At 71.1% G+C, this 14046-nt stretch carries 13 protein-coding genes; 9 read left to right on the forward strand and 4 right to left on the reverse strand.

Annotated elements, in window-relative coordinates; translation table 11 throughout:
• Positions 1 to 31: 31 nt before the first annotated feature.
• On the reverse strand, positions 32 to 934 hold the full coding sequence (locus tag IEY69_RS12765; RefSeq protein ID WP_189073532.1) for an MBL fold metallo-hydrolase: 903 nt from the start codon (positions 932 to 934) through the stop codon (positions 32 to 34).
• A 50-nt stretch (positions 935 to 984) separates the two neighbouring features.
• Between IEY69_RS12765 and IEY69_RS12770 the strand changes: the two genes are divergently transcribed.
• Positions 985 to 2238 (forward strand): MFS transporter, encoded by a 1254-nt coding sequence (locus IEY69_RS12770; RefSeq protein WP_229783932.1) that lies wholly within the window; start codon positions 985 to 987, stop codon positions 2236 to 2238.
• A gap of 59 nt (positions 2239 to 2297) precedes the next feature.
• Here the strand turns inward: IEY69_RS12770 and IEY69_RS12775 are convergent, their stop codons facing one another.
• Complete coding sequence (locus IEY69_RS12775; protein WP_189073533.1) at positions 2298 to 2567, reverse strand: hypothetical protein; 270 nt, start codon at positions 2565 to 2567, stop codon at positions 2298 to 2300.
• A gap of 73 nt (positions 2568 to 2640) precedes the next feature.
• On the opposite strand from IEY69_RS12775, the gene IEY69_RS12780 reads away from it, so the two are divergent.
• From IEY69_RS12780 to IEY69_RS12790, 3 genes are all read left to right on the forward strand, one after another.
• A complete protein-coding gene (locus IEY69_RS12780; RefSeq protein ID WP_189073534.1) occupies positions 2641 to 3921 on the forward strand; it encodes a replication-associated recombination protein A in 1281 nt (426 codons plus the stop codon).
• A 23-nt stretch (positions 3922 to 3944) separates the two neighbouring features.
• The gene (locus tag IEY69_RS12785) at positions 3945 to 4397 is read left to right on the forward strand and encodes a hypothetical protein (RefSeq protein WP_189073535.1); all 453 of its coding nucleotides are present in this window, start codon (positions 3945 to 3947) and stop codon (positions 4395 to 4397) included.
• Between the two features lie 103 nt (positions 4398 to 4500).
• The gene (locus tag IEY69_RS12790) at positions 4501 to 5490 is read left to right on the forward strand and encodes a hypothetical protein (RefSeq protein ID WP_189073536.1); all 990 of its coding nucleotides are present in this window, start codon (positions 4501 to 4503) and stop codon (positions 5488 to 5490) included.
• On the opposite strand, the gene IEY69_RS12795 is transcribed toward IEY69_RS12790, so the two are convergent.
• Both IEY69_RS12795 and IEY69_RS12800 read right to left on the reverse strand, forming a co-directional pair.
• Complete coding sequence (locus IEY69_RS12795) at positions 5465 to 5917, reverse strand: hypothetical protein (RefSeq protein WP_189073537.1); 453 nt, start codon at positions 5915 to 5917, stop codon at positions 5465 to 5467. The genes IEY69_RS12790 and IEY69_RS12795 overlap by 26 nt on opposite strands.
• Positions 5918 to 6223: 306 nt before the next feature.
• Positions 6224 to 6682, reverse strand: coding sequence for a DIP1984 family protein (locus tag IEY69_RS12800; protein WP_189073538.1), 459 nt, complete (start codon positions 6680 to 6682; stop codon positions 6224 to 6226).
• A 113-nt stretch (positions 6683 to 6795) separates the two neighbouring features.
• On the opposite strand from IEY69_RS12800, the gene IEY69_RS12805 reads away from it, so the two are divergent.
• The 5 genes from IEY69_RS12805 (at position 6796) to lysS (ending at position 13855) form a co-directional block, all read left to right on the forward strand.
• Positions 6796 to 9090: an endonuclease MutS2 gene (locus tag IEY69_RS12805; RefSeq protein ID WP_189073539.1), complete on the forward strand. Its 2295-nt coding sequence runs from the start codon at positions 6796 to 6798 to the stop codon at positions 9088 to 9090.
• Between the two features lie 61 nt (positions 9091 to 9151).
• A complete protein-coding gene (locus IEY69_RS12810) occupies positions 9152 to 10105 on the forward strand; it encodes a hypothetical protein (protein WP_229783933.1) in 954 nt (317 codons plus the stop codon).
• Positions 10106 to 10181: 76 nt separating this feature from the next.
• Entirely contained in the window at positions 10182 to 11333 is a 1152-nt protein-coding gene (locus IEY69_RS12815) for an MFS transporter (protein ID WP_229783934.1), read from the forward strand.
• A 245-nt stretch (positions 11334 to 11578) separates the two neighbouring features.
• Entirely contained in the window at positions 11579 to 12067 is a 489-nt protein-coding gene (locus IEY69_RS12820) for a GreA/GreB family elongation factor (protein WP_174367754.1), read from the forward strand.
• Between the two features lie 231 nt (positions 12068 to 12298).
• Positions 12299 to 13855, forward strand: a complete 1557-nt coding sequence (lysS, locus tag IEY69_RS12825) for a lysine--tRNA ligase (protein ID WP_189073540.1) — start codon at positions 12299 to 12301, stop codon at positions 13853 to 13855.
• Positions 13856 to 14046 lie beyond the last annotated feature (191 nt).

Raw genomic sequence — 14046 nt, forward strand, 5'->3', positions numbered from 1 at the left:
GGCCCGCGTCAGGCGCCCATACGGGAAACCTTCACCCTTCCGCGAAGAACACCAGCCGGTTCCCCGCCACGCGCAGGCCCACCTCGCCGCGTTCCAGCAGCTCGGTCAGGTGCGCGCTGACCACCGCGCGGTTCAGGACCACCGCGCCCGCGTTCGACATCTGCACGCCCAGTCCGTCACATACGCGCGCCAGCAGGTCATCCACCCCCGCCTCCCCGGCGCGGACCGCCGCGCGCACCGCGTCCGTCACGCGCTCCAGCGCCGAGAGGTTCGCCGCGACCAGCCCCGGCAGGTCCCCGGTCGGATCGCCGTGCCCCGGTAGGGTCACCGCCACGCCCTCCAGCTCCCCCAGCCGTGCCGCCGCCTCCTTCTGAAGCGCCGAATCCTGGCAGAACACGAGCGGGTGCTTCGCCAGCGCCTCCGGCCCGAACAGCGCGTCCGCCGCGTACAGCACGCCGCCCACCCGCACGGCGTACATCAGGCTCGCGTGCCCCGCCACCTCGATCAACTCCAGGCTCACCCCGCCGATCCGCGTCAGACCCGGCTCGGGTGCCAGCCGCGCCGGACTGGGCGGCGCGAGCAGGAACTTCGACTGCAACGCCTTCGGCGGCCGCGCACCGAACAATCCGATGGGTTCGAGGATCGGGTGCGTGATGATCGCGTTCTCCAGCGGCGGCGCGAACACCTTCAACTCCGGAAATTTCTTCAGGAGCAGCGCGTTGCCCCCGTGATGATCCGCGTGACTGTGCGTGTTCAGAATCCCCGTCGGCGTCAGGCCAAGCTCGGCCAGCCCGCGCAACAGCTTCCGGGCGTGCCCGTCGTCCAGCCCGGTATCCACCAGCAGCGCCCCACCCCGCCCGTCCTCCAGCACCAGCGAATTCACCGCGCCCGGCAGGAAGTGCACACCGGGGGCCAGGGGAGACAGGCTGCTCATGCGGGACAGCGTACCCCCGGGGCGCGCGGGCCGGGTGTAGCCTGCGCGGCGTGAGTGCGTCCGTGTCCACGATCCCACCTGCGCCGCCCGTGCCGGATCCCGCGCCGTTCCGGGTGTCGGCGGCGCAGGCGGGACTGATCGCGTCGAACTTCCTGATGTGGGGCGGGTTCTTCGCGGTGATTCCACTGGTGACCGTGCATTTCAGCGGAGCGGTGGCGGGCGGCGGGCTGGGCTGGAGTGCCGCGAGCGTGGGCCTGGTGCTGGGATTGCGGCAGCTGACGCAGCAGGGCCTGACGGTGTTCGGCGGGGCGTGGTCGGACCGGCTGGGGCCGAAACCGCTGATCCTGGCGGGGTGCCTGCTGCGCACGGCGGGGTTCGCGTGGATGGGCTTCGCGGACTCGCTGGGCGTGCTGCTCGCGGCGGCGGTGCTGGCCGGGGTGGGCGGCGGCCTGTTCGACGCGCCCAAGAGTGCCGCGATCACGCAGGTGACGCGTGAGGAGCACCGCACGCGGATGTTCAGCCTGACCAGCCTGTCCGGGAACGCGGGGATGGTGACGGGGCCGCTGATCGGCGCGGCGCTGCTGGGCCTGGGGTTCCGTTCGGCGGCGCTGGCGGCGGCCAGCGTGTACCTCCTGGCGGCGCTGGTGCTGGCGGTGACGCTGCCGCACCTGCGTCCGCAGCGGGGCGCGGGCCGCAGCCTGGACGGGCTGCGCGTCGCGGCGCTCGATACGCGCTTCCGGCGCTTCACGCTGGTCCTGATCGGGTATTTCATCCTGAGTACGCAGATCAACGTGGCGGTCACCCTGAAGGCCATCGCGCTGGCGGGGAACGGCGCGACGGGACCGCTGTACGGCCTGTCGGCGGGCATGGCGGTGATCCTCCAGTACCCGCTGCTGCGCGCCGTGGAACGCTATCTGCCGACCCGAACGGCGCTGGTGGTGGCGGTGGCGCTGGTCGGCCTGAGCCTGGGCCTGATGAGCGTGGCGACCACCTTCCCGGCGCTGCTGGCGTGCGTGGCGCTGTACTCGCTGGGCACCATGACCGTGTACCCCACCCAGCAGACCCTGACCGCCCGCTTCGCCCCGCCCGCGCTGGTCGGCAGTTACTTCGGCTTTTCCGCGATCAGCCTGGGCGTCGGGGGCGCGGTCGGTAGTGTCCTGGGCGGCGCGCTGGTGGACACGGGCGCGCGGCTGGGTGTCCCGGCGCTGCCGTGGTTCACGCTGGCCGTCATCGGCGTGCTGACCGCGCTGGGCCTGCGCTGGGCACTGCGCGGCCTGGACGAGGCTCCCACTGACGCAGCCTGATCCTAGGCTCCCCTCGAGGGGAGCTGTCGGCGCAGCCGACTGAGGGGTTCACGCGGCGGTCAGTCCCCGATGAACACCAGCCGCTCGAAGCTGCCGTCCGGGTGTGTGTCCGGGAGGCCCTGCGCGGCGGCCTGTTTCAGCTGGGCGAGCGCGGCGGACAGCGCGGGTCCCTCGCCGTAGATGCGCTGGGCGTCGGGTGTGACCTGGAGTTCCAGGCCACGCCCTCCCTGAGTGGCGCGCAGGACGATGCCGGGGCCGGGGACGTGCGTGACCTGCACGTCGGCGGGGAAGGCGGCGAGGTCGATCTGGTGGCGCAGCGTGTCGTCCATGCGGTCATTGTGCCGCTCCTGCACCGCGCCCTGCCTCCCATTCACCCGGGCGTCCCGCCCGTATCCTGCGCGGGTGACGCTGTTCGACCCGCCCGCTCCCCTCGCCGAACGCCTGCGGCCCCGCACGGTCGCGGAGGTCGTGGGTCAGACGCACCTGCTCGGCCCTGGCAAACCCCTGACGCGCGTGCTGGGGTCCGGGCGGCTGGGCAGCCTGATCCTGTGGGGGCCGCCCGGCGTGGGCAAGACCACCCTCGCGCGCCTGCTGGCCGGGGAGGTCGGCGCGCACTTCATCCCCCTGTCGGCGGTGACGGCGGGCGTGAAGGACGTCCGGGAGGCGGTCACGGAAGCCGAACGCCTGCGCGGACGTGGACAGAAGACCATCCTCTTCCTCGACGAGATCCACCGGTTCAACAAGGCGCAGCAGGACGCGCTGCTCCCGCACGTCGAATCGGGCCTGCTGACCCTGATCGGCGCGACCACCGAGAACCCCAGCTTCGAGGTGAACCCCGCCCTGCGCTCCCGCGCCCGCACGCTGGTCCTCGAAGCCCTCAAGCCGGAGGAGGTGCGCGGCCTGCTGGACCGCGCCCTGACCGACCCGCGCGGCCTGAGCGGCGTGACTGCCGAGGACGGGGCGCTGGACCTCCTCGCCCGCCTCGCGGAAGGGGACGCCCGCCGCGCCCTGAGCACTCTGGAAGTCGCCAGCACCCTGAGTAACCCCGTCACGCCGGACGCGATCACCGAGGCGTTCGGGCGGCACCTGCCGCAGATGGACAAGAACGGCGAGGACTTCTACAACCTCATCAGCGCCCTGCACAAGAGCGTGCGCGGCAGCCACGTCGACGGCGCGCTGTACTGGCTGGCCCGCATGGTCGAAGGCGGCGCCGACCCCCTGTACGTCGCGCGGCGCGTGGTCCGCATGGCGGCCGAGGACATCGGGCTCGCCGACCCGCAGGCGCTGCGCCTCTGTATCGCGGCGCGCGACACCGTGGAATTCCTCGGCAGCCCTGAAGGCGACCTCGCCCTCGCGCAGGCCGTCGTGTACCTCGCGCTGGCCCCCAAGAGCAACTCCGTGTACGTGGCGTGGAAGAACGCCCTGAACGCCGTCCGCGACGGGGAAGGCCTCCCGATTCCGCTGCATTTGCGCAACGCCCCCACCGCACTCATGCGCCAGCAGGGCTACGGCAAGGGCTACGCGTACTACTTCGACGACCCCGAAGGCTCATTCGCCCAGAACTACCTCCCGGACGGCGTGCAACTGGGGCTCTACGCCCCCACCGGTGAAGGCTGGGAAGCCCGCGTCGCCGACCGCTGGCGCAAACTCCGGGACGCCCACGGCGACGGGGGAGAGGAGTAGATTCACCGACTACACTCGATTCAGTGAATGTCTCGGATTACGCGCACCTCTGGGATGGCCGCAGCCGTGAGTGGGTGGTGGCGCGTTTCGCCGATGGTCGTCTGATGCCACTGAATGCCGTCACGGGTGAGAGTTTCGTCGTGATCGAGGACGATCATGTCATCGCCCAGATCGTCGAGCGGATGCTCGGTGTGGGCCGACCTCTCATCGAGTACAGCGACTGGTGGGCGAAGCAGGCAACGGTCCTAGAGGCGCGGCAGACGATAGAAACTCTGACCCAGCGCGTGTGGCGTCTTCGCACGAGGACGGATCGAGCAACGGGCCAGGAAGCGCAGCCCATCACGCAGGAGTTACCTGCGCTGCTCGCCGAGTTGAACGCCACGCCGGAGGCTCAAGCCCTCAGACGGGTCGCCCGTCAACTCTGGCGGATGCACGAGCAACTCCTCGAACTGGAACGGCGAAGCGGGCGCGGATAGGCATTTCTCTGCCGGGACAATCCGGTCCCCCTGGCCGGGTACGGTGGGCGTACTTCAAGTGCGTGCAGGAGCCTGTTTCCGGGCGTCCTGAAGGGGGGGCGTGATGCTGGCAGTTCCGGTGGCGGGTCGGGCGTGGTTTCGGCTGAATGCGGAGTGGGTGCTGCCGGGCGTGACGGTGGCGCTGGTGTTCCTGCTGGCGGGGCGGGTGCCGCCGGAGGTGCGGCCGTGGCTGGTGGGGGTGGCGCTGTTCGACCTGACGGTGAGTGCGGCGCTGATCGCGTCCCGCACGCGGTTGCGGGGCGAGCGGCACCCGGAGGCGCTGGCGTGGGTGCTGGCGCGGGGTGTGCTGGTGGCGTGGCTGCTGCTGCCGCTGTCGCGCGGGTGGTGGCCGGTCGCGGCGGCGCTGGTGCTGGTGGGGCTGGGCGTGGTGGCGTTCGGCCTGACGCGGCCCCTCCCGGCAGGCGCGGCGCGGCTGGAGGGCCTGGAGCGGCGGATCGTGTCGTGGTCGCGCGTGACGCCCCGCTCGGGCCTGGGCGCGTGGCTGGCGTGGGAGGGGGCGGTGTGGGCGCACCTGCTGGGGCGGTCGCGCGGGCCGCGTGGCACGGCGTTCCGGTCGTCCACGGGGGCGGGCGCAGAGTTCACGCTGCTGATCTTCCTGAGCGTCCTGGAGGCCGTGCCGGTGCATTTCATGCTGGCGGCGCGGGATGAGCGGGCGGCGCTGGTGTATCTGCTCGTGAACGTGCTGGGCGTGCTGTGGTGCGCGGGACAGCTGCGGTCCCTGCGGGCGCGGGGCGTGGTGCTGGGCGAGCGGCTGCACCTGAACGCGGGCCTGCTCTGGACGGGCAGCGTGGCCCTGGGTGACATCGCGCAGGTGCAGGCGGGCGCACCCAGTGAGGCGGGCGTGCTGCCCCTGCACCGTCAGGCGCGGGCGAACGTGACACTGCGGTTCGCGCGGCCCATCACGTTGTACGGGTTCCTGGGGCGGCCACAGGTGGCAGGGGCGGTCAGTCTGAGCGTGGACGACCCCCGCGCCTTCATGGACGCCCTGGACGCCGCCCGCGCCGGGTTCAGGCCAGTCCCAGGCCCCGTGTGACGCTGGCCTGCGCGTCCTGTTCGGGGACTCTGGTCACGACCGCCTCGATCCGTCCGTCCGGGCCGGTCAGGATCAGGGTGGGGAAGGCGTGCACGCGGTACGGGCGGCGCAGGTGGCCGTCCGCGTCGAGGTGCAGCGCGTCTCCGTACGCGTGGGGGGGCAGGTCGCCGCGCCGCGCGTCGATCACGCGCAGGTCCAGCCCGTGCGTGTGCGCCAGCTGACCCAGGAACACGTCGAGCGTGTCGCACGCCACGCAGGCCTCGGTCTTGAAGGACAGCAGCGTGCGGCGCGTGACGTTCAGCGCGGCGGGCGGCGGCACGACCGCGCCCGGCTGGACGGTGCGCGCGGCGATCAGGCGGCCCAGCAGCGCCCCGAGCGGGCGGGGCAGGCGGATGCGGACGGGGGTGGGGGTGGGTCGCTGGGTCATGAAACCTCCTGGTGGATGCCCCCAGGTACGCGCCCGCCGCGGCGGGGTTCCCGAGTGGGCGTGACGGCCGCAGAAGGCCCCCGCCGCTCCGGGGTGCGGAGGTCGGCGGGGGGTGGGGGCGGACCGGCGTCGAGGCCGTGGTCGTGAGGGGTGCGCGGTGCCGGGTGAGGGGTGCAGGGTGCTGGGCGTGCCCGGTGGGGCCGGTCGGTCCGGCGACGCCGCCCCGGCGTCTTCAGGGGTGCAGCTTGTTCCCCGCTGCGGGGTAGGTCTCCGCCCGCGCGGCCGTCCCCGAGCGGCAGTGTGGGCCTACCCGGGCAGGTCCGTCAACCAGTTGGCCTGTTGCAGTTGCGTGTCCAGTTCGCGCCGCGCCTTGGCCAGGGTGTCCACCTGCGCCTGCAGGTCGCGGGCGGGCAGCGCGGAGAGGATGCGGACCTCGCTGTTGCTGTAGCGGGTGGGGCGTTCGCTGGCGGTGGCGGCGGCGCGGCGCAGGACCTTCAGGCGCAGGTCGAGCAGGTCGCGGCGGGTCAGGGCGTCCGTGAGCGTCTCCCCGCCGGGCAGCGTGGCGCTGAGGTTCGCGCGGTGAATGCGGGGCAGGAGGGCCTCCAGCTGCGCGGTGACGTCCATGAACTCGCGCAGCAGCGCCTGTGGGTCCTCGGCGGGCGCCTCGCCCTCCTGCACGAGGAGGTTCTTCACGAGGCGCTCCTCGAGCTGCGCGGCGCGTTTCTGGAGGTCGGCGCGGGTGATCAGGGCCTCGGCGAGTTTCATGCGTGCAGGGTAAGGGTAGACAGGGGAGAGGTGCAGAGGGAATTGGGATAAGGCTTTCTAAGCCACTCGGCGCACGGTCATTCCGGGCGGGGGCCGCTATGCTCCTCATTGAGATGTCGTTCGATGCCCGCGCCCTGTCCGCCCTTGATTTTCCTCGCGTCCTGTCTGCCCTGGCGGAGCGGAGTGCCACGACGCTGGGCGCCGAGCGTGCGCGGGCCCTGCGCCCGTCGGATGACGCGGGGCGGATCGCGCGGGAACTCGATGAGCTCGAGGACGCGCTGTTCGGCGTGAGCCTCAGCCTGGGCGGCATTCAGGACATCCGTGACCTGCATGCCCGCGCGGGCGAGGGTCGCGTGCTGGCCGGGCAGGAACTGCTGAACGCCGCGTACTCGCTGGACGGCGCGATGACCGTCAAGCGGGCCATCAACGCGAATTCGCGCGGGCCGCTGCGGGAACTCGCGGTGGACCTGGGGGATCACAGTGAACTGGTGCGGCGGGTGCTGTCCGCCCTGGACCGCGACGGCGGCGTCCGCGACGACGCCAGTCCGCGCCTGCGGGACCTGCGCAAGCGCATCGAGCCGCTGCGGGGGCGCATCCGCGAGCGGCTGGCGGCGACGCTGGACAAGTGGGCGGACGTGCTGCAGGAGCACATCGTCACGATCCGCCGCGACCGCTACGTGCTGCCGGTGCAGGCCAGTCGCGTGGGGCAGGTGCAGGGCATCATCGTGGACGCCTCGGCAACCGGGCAGACGTACTTCGTGGAACCGGCGGCGGTGACGCAGCTGAACAACGAACTGACCCGCCTGATCCTCGACGAGGAGGCCGAGGTGCGGCGCATCCTGACGGAACTGTCGGGCCTGCTCGCCTCCGACGCGGCGGTGCCGATGACGCTGGCCGTGATCGGCGAGCTGGACCTGATCGCCGCGAAGGCGCGACTGGCCCGCGACTGGCGCCTGAACCGCCCCGAGCAGGTCGAGGACGGCTCGTACGACCTGCGCGAGGTGCGCCACCCCCTGATCGAGAACCCGGTCGCGAACGACCTCGCGCTGGGCGACACGAAACTCCTGCTGATCACCGGGCCGAACATGGGCGGCAAGACCGCGACCATCAAGACGCTGGGCCTGGCGGTGCTGATGCACCAGTGCGGGATGTACGTCGCGGCGGCCAGTGCGCGGCTGCCGGTCGTGCGGGACGTGCTGGTGGACATCGGGGACGAGCAGAGTATCGAGGCGAGCCTGTCCACCTTCGCGTCTCACCTCAAGCACCTGCGGTACGTGCTGCGGCACGCCGCGCCGGACACCCTGGTCCTCGTGGACGAGCTGGGCAGCGGCACCGACCCGAACGAGGGCGCCGCACTCGCGCAGGCGCTGATCGAGTGCCTGCTGACGCAGGACGCGCGCGGCGTGATCACCTCACACCTCTCGCCCCTGAAGCTGTTCGCGCTGGAAACGCCGGGGCTGAAGAACGCCAGCATGGGCTTCGACGTGGACACCCTGGCCCCCACGTACGTCCTGCAGGTGGGCCAGCCGGGCCGGTCGTTCGCTCTTGCCATCGCGCAGCGCATGGGCCTCCCCGCCGACGTGCTGCGCCGCGCCGAGGACCTCCTCGGACCCGACGCGGGCCTGATGGAACGCATGCTGGAAGGCCTGGAACGCGAACGGACCGACCTGCGCGCCCAGCTGGACGCCACCGCAGCTGCCAGACGCGACGCGGAGGCCGAACTGGGCCGAGTCCGCCAGGAGCGCGAGACCCTCGAGGCCCGCCGGAACGAGATGCTCGCCGAGGCCAGCCAGAAGGCCGAGTCGCTGTACGCCGACGCCGTCGAGCGCGTGCGGACGCTGCGGGCCCGCGCGCAGGAGGACAGCGCCCGCCCGCGCGTCATGCAGGAACTCCGCGAACTGCGCGTTGCCGCGCAGAAGACCCGCCCCGCCCCCGCCCCGCGCGAGGACCGCGGTGATCCCATCCGGGTGGGCAGCAGCGTGGACGTCCCCGCGTACAACGCCACCGGGCAGGTGCTGGAACTGCGCGGCGATGATCTGGTCGTGCAGCTGGGCGTCATGAAGGTCGGCGTGAAACGCCGCGACGTGCGCCTCAAGCAGGAAGCCAAACCTCAGGCTCCCAAGACGCGCGGCCCGCGCTTCACGGGTACCGCGCCCACCGCGTCCCTGAAGGAACTCCAGCTGCGCGGCATGGGCGTCGAGGAGGCCGTCGAGGAACTCCGCACCGCCATCCTCGAGGCGCACGCCCTGAAGGAAACCCCCCTTCGCGTCGTGCACGGCAAGGGCCAGGGCGTCCTGCGCCGCCTGCTGCGTGATTACCTGAAGAACGACAAGAAGGTCGAGTCCTTCCACGACGCCGAACCCAACCAGGGCGGACACGGCGTGACCATCGTGAACATCCGCCGCTGACCGAGGCGAACTCATGAGGGGAGCTTTGACGACCCTCAGGGTTCACCGTCAGGATAGGCAGGTGCGATTTCCTGCTCCTGCTCTCCTGACGGCCACGCTCACCGCAGCTGGCCTCGCCCTGACCGGCCTCGCCTCCGCCCAGACCGCCCCCGCTGGCGGCTTCCAGCTGCCTCCCGACTACTTCGGACGGTTCGGCAGCACCCAGCTGGTCGCCAGCACCACCGAGGGTTTCGGCGTGCGTTACCTGCCGCTGCCCCTCAAGGCCGATCTGCGGCTGACGCTCGTGAAGGCCCCCACGTACACGGATTACGGCCTCAGCGCCCAGCTGGGCAGCCTGTACGCCGCCGCCGGGGTGTTCTACAACGTGCCCCGGGCCGAACTGACGAACGCCCCCGCCAGCGGCCTGCAGTGGAGCGGCGTGGTGCAGGGCGGCGCGTCGCACAGCCGGTTCAGCGTCGGGTACGCCACGCAGGTGGACGGCGGCAAGGTGCGGTTCCTGAACAACGTCGGCGTGGCCCAGCAGGGCGGCGTCACCGCGCCCTACACCCAGTCCGAGGTCAGTGCCGGATACGGCAAGGCGTTCGACAAGGTCAACACCGCCGTGTACTCCACTGCGCGCATGTACGCCTTCCCGGTGCAGGGCAAGGCGCAGGGCAGCCTGGACGTGACCCTGGCGCTGAACGCCCCGCTCGCGCAGGGCCTCACGCTGGACGCCTCGCACTTCGAGCGCTTCACGGTCGGCGCGGTCGCCATCCCGGACTTCGGACTGGGGCGCTACGAGGCCAGCGCCGCGACCTTCACCTACCGCGTGCCGGGCCAGGCGGGCTTCGGCGTGGGCGCCGTTCGCAGCCGCACCTACCGGGACTGGACGAACCGCGTGACGACCACGGACGGCGACCTGCTGCTGAACGTGGGCCTGCCGGTGCTGCTGGGCGGCAGCGTCGGCTACGAGTGGCACGACGCGGCGCCCACCGCCAACCGCTGGCGCTTCGGCGTGTCCACGCTGCCCCGCTGATCCTCCCGTCTGGCGGGTCTGGGTCGGGTGGACAGGGGCCGACCCTGACCGCCCGGTGGGATGGTACCTTCCCGGCGTGACTGCCCGCACTCCTGCCGCCCCGCCGCCGCTCTCGTGGACGCTGCTGGCGGTGGGCGTGGCGGCGTTCTTCACGCTGGGCGTGATCCAGGCGATGTACGGCCCGGCGTTCGGTCTGTTCCAGGCGCGGTTCGGGATCACGACGGCAGCGGTGGGCCTGATCGCCAGCGCGCACTTCCTGGGGTCGGCGGTCGCGCCGCCCCTGATGGGCCTGCTGCTGCGCCGGGTGAGCGTGCGGGCCGGAGTGTCGTGGAGTCTGCTGCTGCTGGCGCTGGGCGTGACGGGCGTCGTGCTGGCCCCCGCGTGGCCGCTGGCGGTCGGCAGTGCGTTCCTGGGGGGCTTCGGGCTGGGCGGCGTGAGTGCCTGCCTGAACGCCGCGTACGCGAGCGTGGGGTCGCGCGCCGTGAACCTCGTGAACGCAGTGTTCGGGGTGGGCAGCATGCTCGCGCCGCTGCTCGTGTCGGGCCTGGGCCGCGCGGACGGCACGCCGGGCGGACTGGCGGGCCCGTTCCTGACGGTCGCGGCGCTGGCAGCCGTGACGTTCGTGGTGGGCCGCGTGTGGGGCGTGCCGGGCATCCACGCGCCCGCCCGCGCGGCGGACGCCCCGGCCCCCGCGCGGCCCGCCGTGCAGGCGGCGCTGTTCGCGGCGCTGATCGTGTGCTACGTGGGCCTGGAGGCCGGGTACGGCGCGTGGGCGGCCCGCTACCTGACCGAGCTGGAGTTGCCGGGCGCGGCGCTGGTCCTGAGTGCCTTCTGGGGCGCGCTGACGGTCGGGCGGGTCCTGACCGGCGTGTTCGCGGGTCGCGTGGGCGCGCCGCGCGTGGTCCTGGCCTGCGGCGCCGCCCTGATCGTCCTGGCGCTGGCGCTGCGCGTCCCGGCGCTGGCCCCGGCGGCGGTGATCCTCTCGGGGCTGGTGCTCGCCCCGGTGTTCGGCACGACCCTGGCGTGGCTGTCGCAGGTGCTCAGCGCGCGTCTGGTGCCGCTGCTGCTCGTGGCGGGCTCGCTGGGCGGCGTGCTGTCCCCGTGGCTGCTGGGGCAGCTGTTCGCGCGATTCGGGGCGGGGGCGGTGCCCGTGACGCTGGCGGCCCTGGCGGCCCTGATGGTGGGGTTCACGGCGCTCGCGCGGCGGGGCGCGCGCCGACTGGTCTGATACGAACTCCGATGGAATGGCTGACAGGGCCGCTGGGTCCGAGCGGATGCGACTCGTAGAGCTGCCCCGCAGAGGATGAGCAAAACGGAATCCGTATGACCGCGCCGGGGGGCGTGTGAGGGGGGGTTCTAGCAAACCTCGTTGTCAGCGGGGGGGCCGTGTGGCAGAATGCGCGGCGAATTCTCAGCAACCCACGATTCAAGTCCTCGCCGGGTTCAGTCCGGCGGCGCAACGGAGGCTCCAGAGTGGCACAGGCGACCAGACAGGTGAAGCTCACGCGTGAAGGTTTCGAACGGCTCCAGAAGACGCTGGACCAGGAAATGAACCGCCTCGCGGAAGCGACGCGCATCCTCCAGGAGCAGATGGAAACCAACTCGGACACCGAGGACACCGGGCTGGAGGACGCCAAGCGCGAGAAGATGAACATCGAGGCGCGCATCGACGAGCTGGAGGACACCCTGGCCCGCGCGACCGTCATCGAGGACCACGAGAACGAGGGCCGCGTGGAACTCGGCGCGATCGTCGTGCTTGCCAACGAGACCACCAAGAAGGACATGAAGGTGCAGGTCGTCAGCGCCGCCGAGGCGACCGTCACCGGCGGCAGCCTCCCCCGCGTCAGCGAGGACAGCCCCGTCGGGAAGGAACTGATGAACCGCAAGAAAGGGGAGACCTTCGTGGTGAACCTCGACAACGGCAAGCAGATGAAATACAAGGTCAAGAGCATCGAGTACTGAGACCACCTCCGGTCCACCTGTGGACCCGAGCGGAGCGAGTGGGAGCAGTCCGGGTTCCGGGAGTGGAGTGGGCAGATCGGTGGTGTTCCGATCTGCCCACGGATCGGACGGAATCCGGAACTGGGGAGGCAGGTCGCTGCGTGCGGTCTGCCTCCCGGCGCGTTGTGGGGCGGGCCGTGAACTGGACGTCGGGCGGGCGTGGCATGTGGGGCGCGCCCTATACTGGCGGTTATGTCTGATGGTTCCCCCAACCGCCGCGAAGGTCTGCACGAGCAGACCGTCAGCCGCCTGAACAACCTGGACGCGCAGGTGGCCGCGGGTTTCGAGGCCCACCCCTACACGTACCCGCGCACCCATCACGCCCGTGACGTGCTGGCCGCCCACCCCGCAGGTGCGGTGGGTGAGGACGGCGCGCCGAAGTGGGAGGCCGGGCAGGAGTGGCCCGAGGCGCAGTACGCGCTGGCTGGTCGCGTGACCCTGATGCGTCACATGGGCAAGGCGGCGTTCGCGGACCTGAGTGACGAGCACGGCAAGATCCAGCTGCACTTCTCCAAGCAGGACACCGAGAACTTCGATCCGACGAAGAAGATCGACCTGGGTGACATCATCGGCGTGCGGGGCTTCCCGTTCGTCACGAAGACCGGGCAGCTGACGCTGCGCGTGACGTCCTGGCAGCCGCTGGTCAAGAGCCTGCACCCGCTGCCCAGCAAGTTCCACGGTCTGCAGGACGAGGAACTCCGTGCGCGGCGCCGCTACGTGGATCTGATGATCAACCCCGAGAGCCGCGAGGTGTACCGCACGCGCTCGCAGATGCTGCGCTTCATCCGCAACTTCCTCGACAGCCGCGACTTCATGGAGGTCGAGGGTCCCACGTTGCAGGTCGTGCCGGGCGGGACCGAGGCCAAGCCGTTCAAGACGTTCCACAACGCGCTGGGGCACGAGTTCAGCATGCGCATCAGCCTGGAGCTGTACCTCAAGCGGCTGCTGGTGGGCGGCTTCGAGCGGGTGTACGAGATCGGCCGGAACTACCGCAACGAGGGCATCGACCGGACGCACAACCCGGAATTCACGATGCTCGAAGCGTACTTCGCGTACGGCGACTACAACGACATGATGGTGCTGGTCGAGACGCTGCTGCACGACCTGGTCGTGGAACTCAAGGGCGAGCCGAAACTCACCTACCAGGGGCGCGAACTGGACTTCTCGCTGCCGTTCAGGCGGCTGGACTTCGTGACGGCGCTGAAGGAGCAGGCGGGCCTGGACTTCGATCCGCTGGACCTCGTGAAGCTGCGCGAGTGGAGTGACGTGCACCACCCGGAGCACCGCAAGACCCCGGACTACAAGCTGCTGGACAAGCTGGGGGGCGAGTACGTCGAGCCGTTGCTGCAGAACCCGACGTTCCTGACGGACATGCCGCTGGCGATCAGTCCGCTGGTGAAGGTGCACCGCGACCGCGACGGGCTGGCCGAGCGTGCGGATCTGTACGTGGCGGGGTTCGAGCTGGCGCCGATCTACTCGGAGCTGAACGACGCGCTGGATCAGCGGGAGCGGTTCGAGGCGCAGACGGCCCGCCGGGACGCCGGGGATGACGAGGCGCACGAGCAGGACGAGGACTTCCTGCTGGCGCTGGAGTACGGCATGCCGCCCACCGCCGGGATGGGCATGGGCATGGACCGCCTGGCGATGCTGATGACCGACCGGGATTCCATCCGGGACGTGCTGCTGTTCCCGCTGCTGCGGCCCGAGGGGACGGGCGTGGCTGGTGAGACTGCGGACGCTGATCACTGACGATAAAGGCGAGGAGGGCGCCGGGGCCAGGGGGTCCCGGCCTCTCTTTTGGGTGGAAGTTAGATCGGTTGTCCAGAAATGTCTGGCGTGAAGCGCTTCCATTAATTCGTTCGTTTGACAAACAAAATTAAGCAGGCGCAGCATACCCCTACACAAGCCCCACCTGACCCGCAGTCGGAACAGCCGACTGA

Origin of the sequence: Deinococcus sedimenti, assembly GCF_014648135.1 — a bacterium.
GTDB classification, from domain to species: Bacteria; Deinococcota; Deinococci; order Deinococcales; family Deinococcaceae; genus Deinococcus; species Deinococcus sedimenti.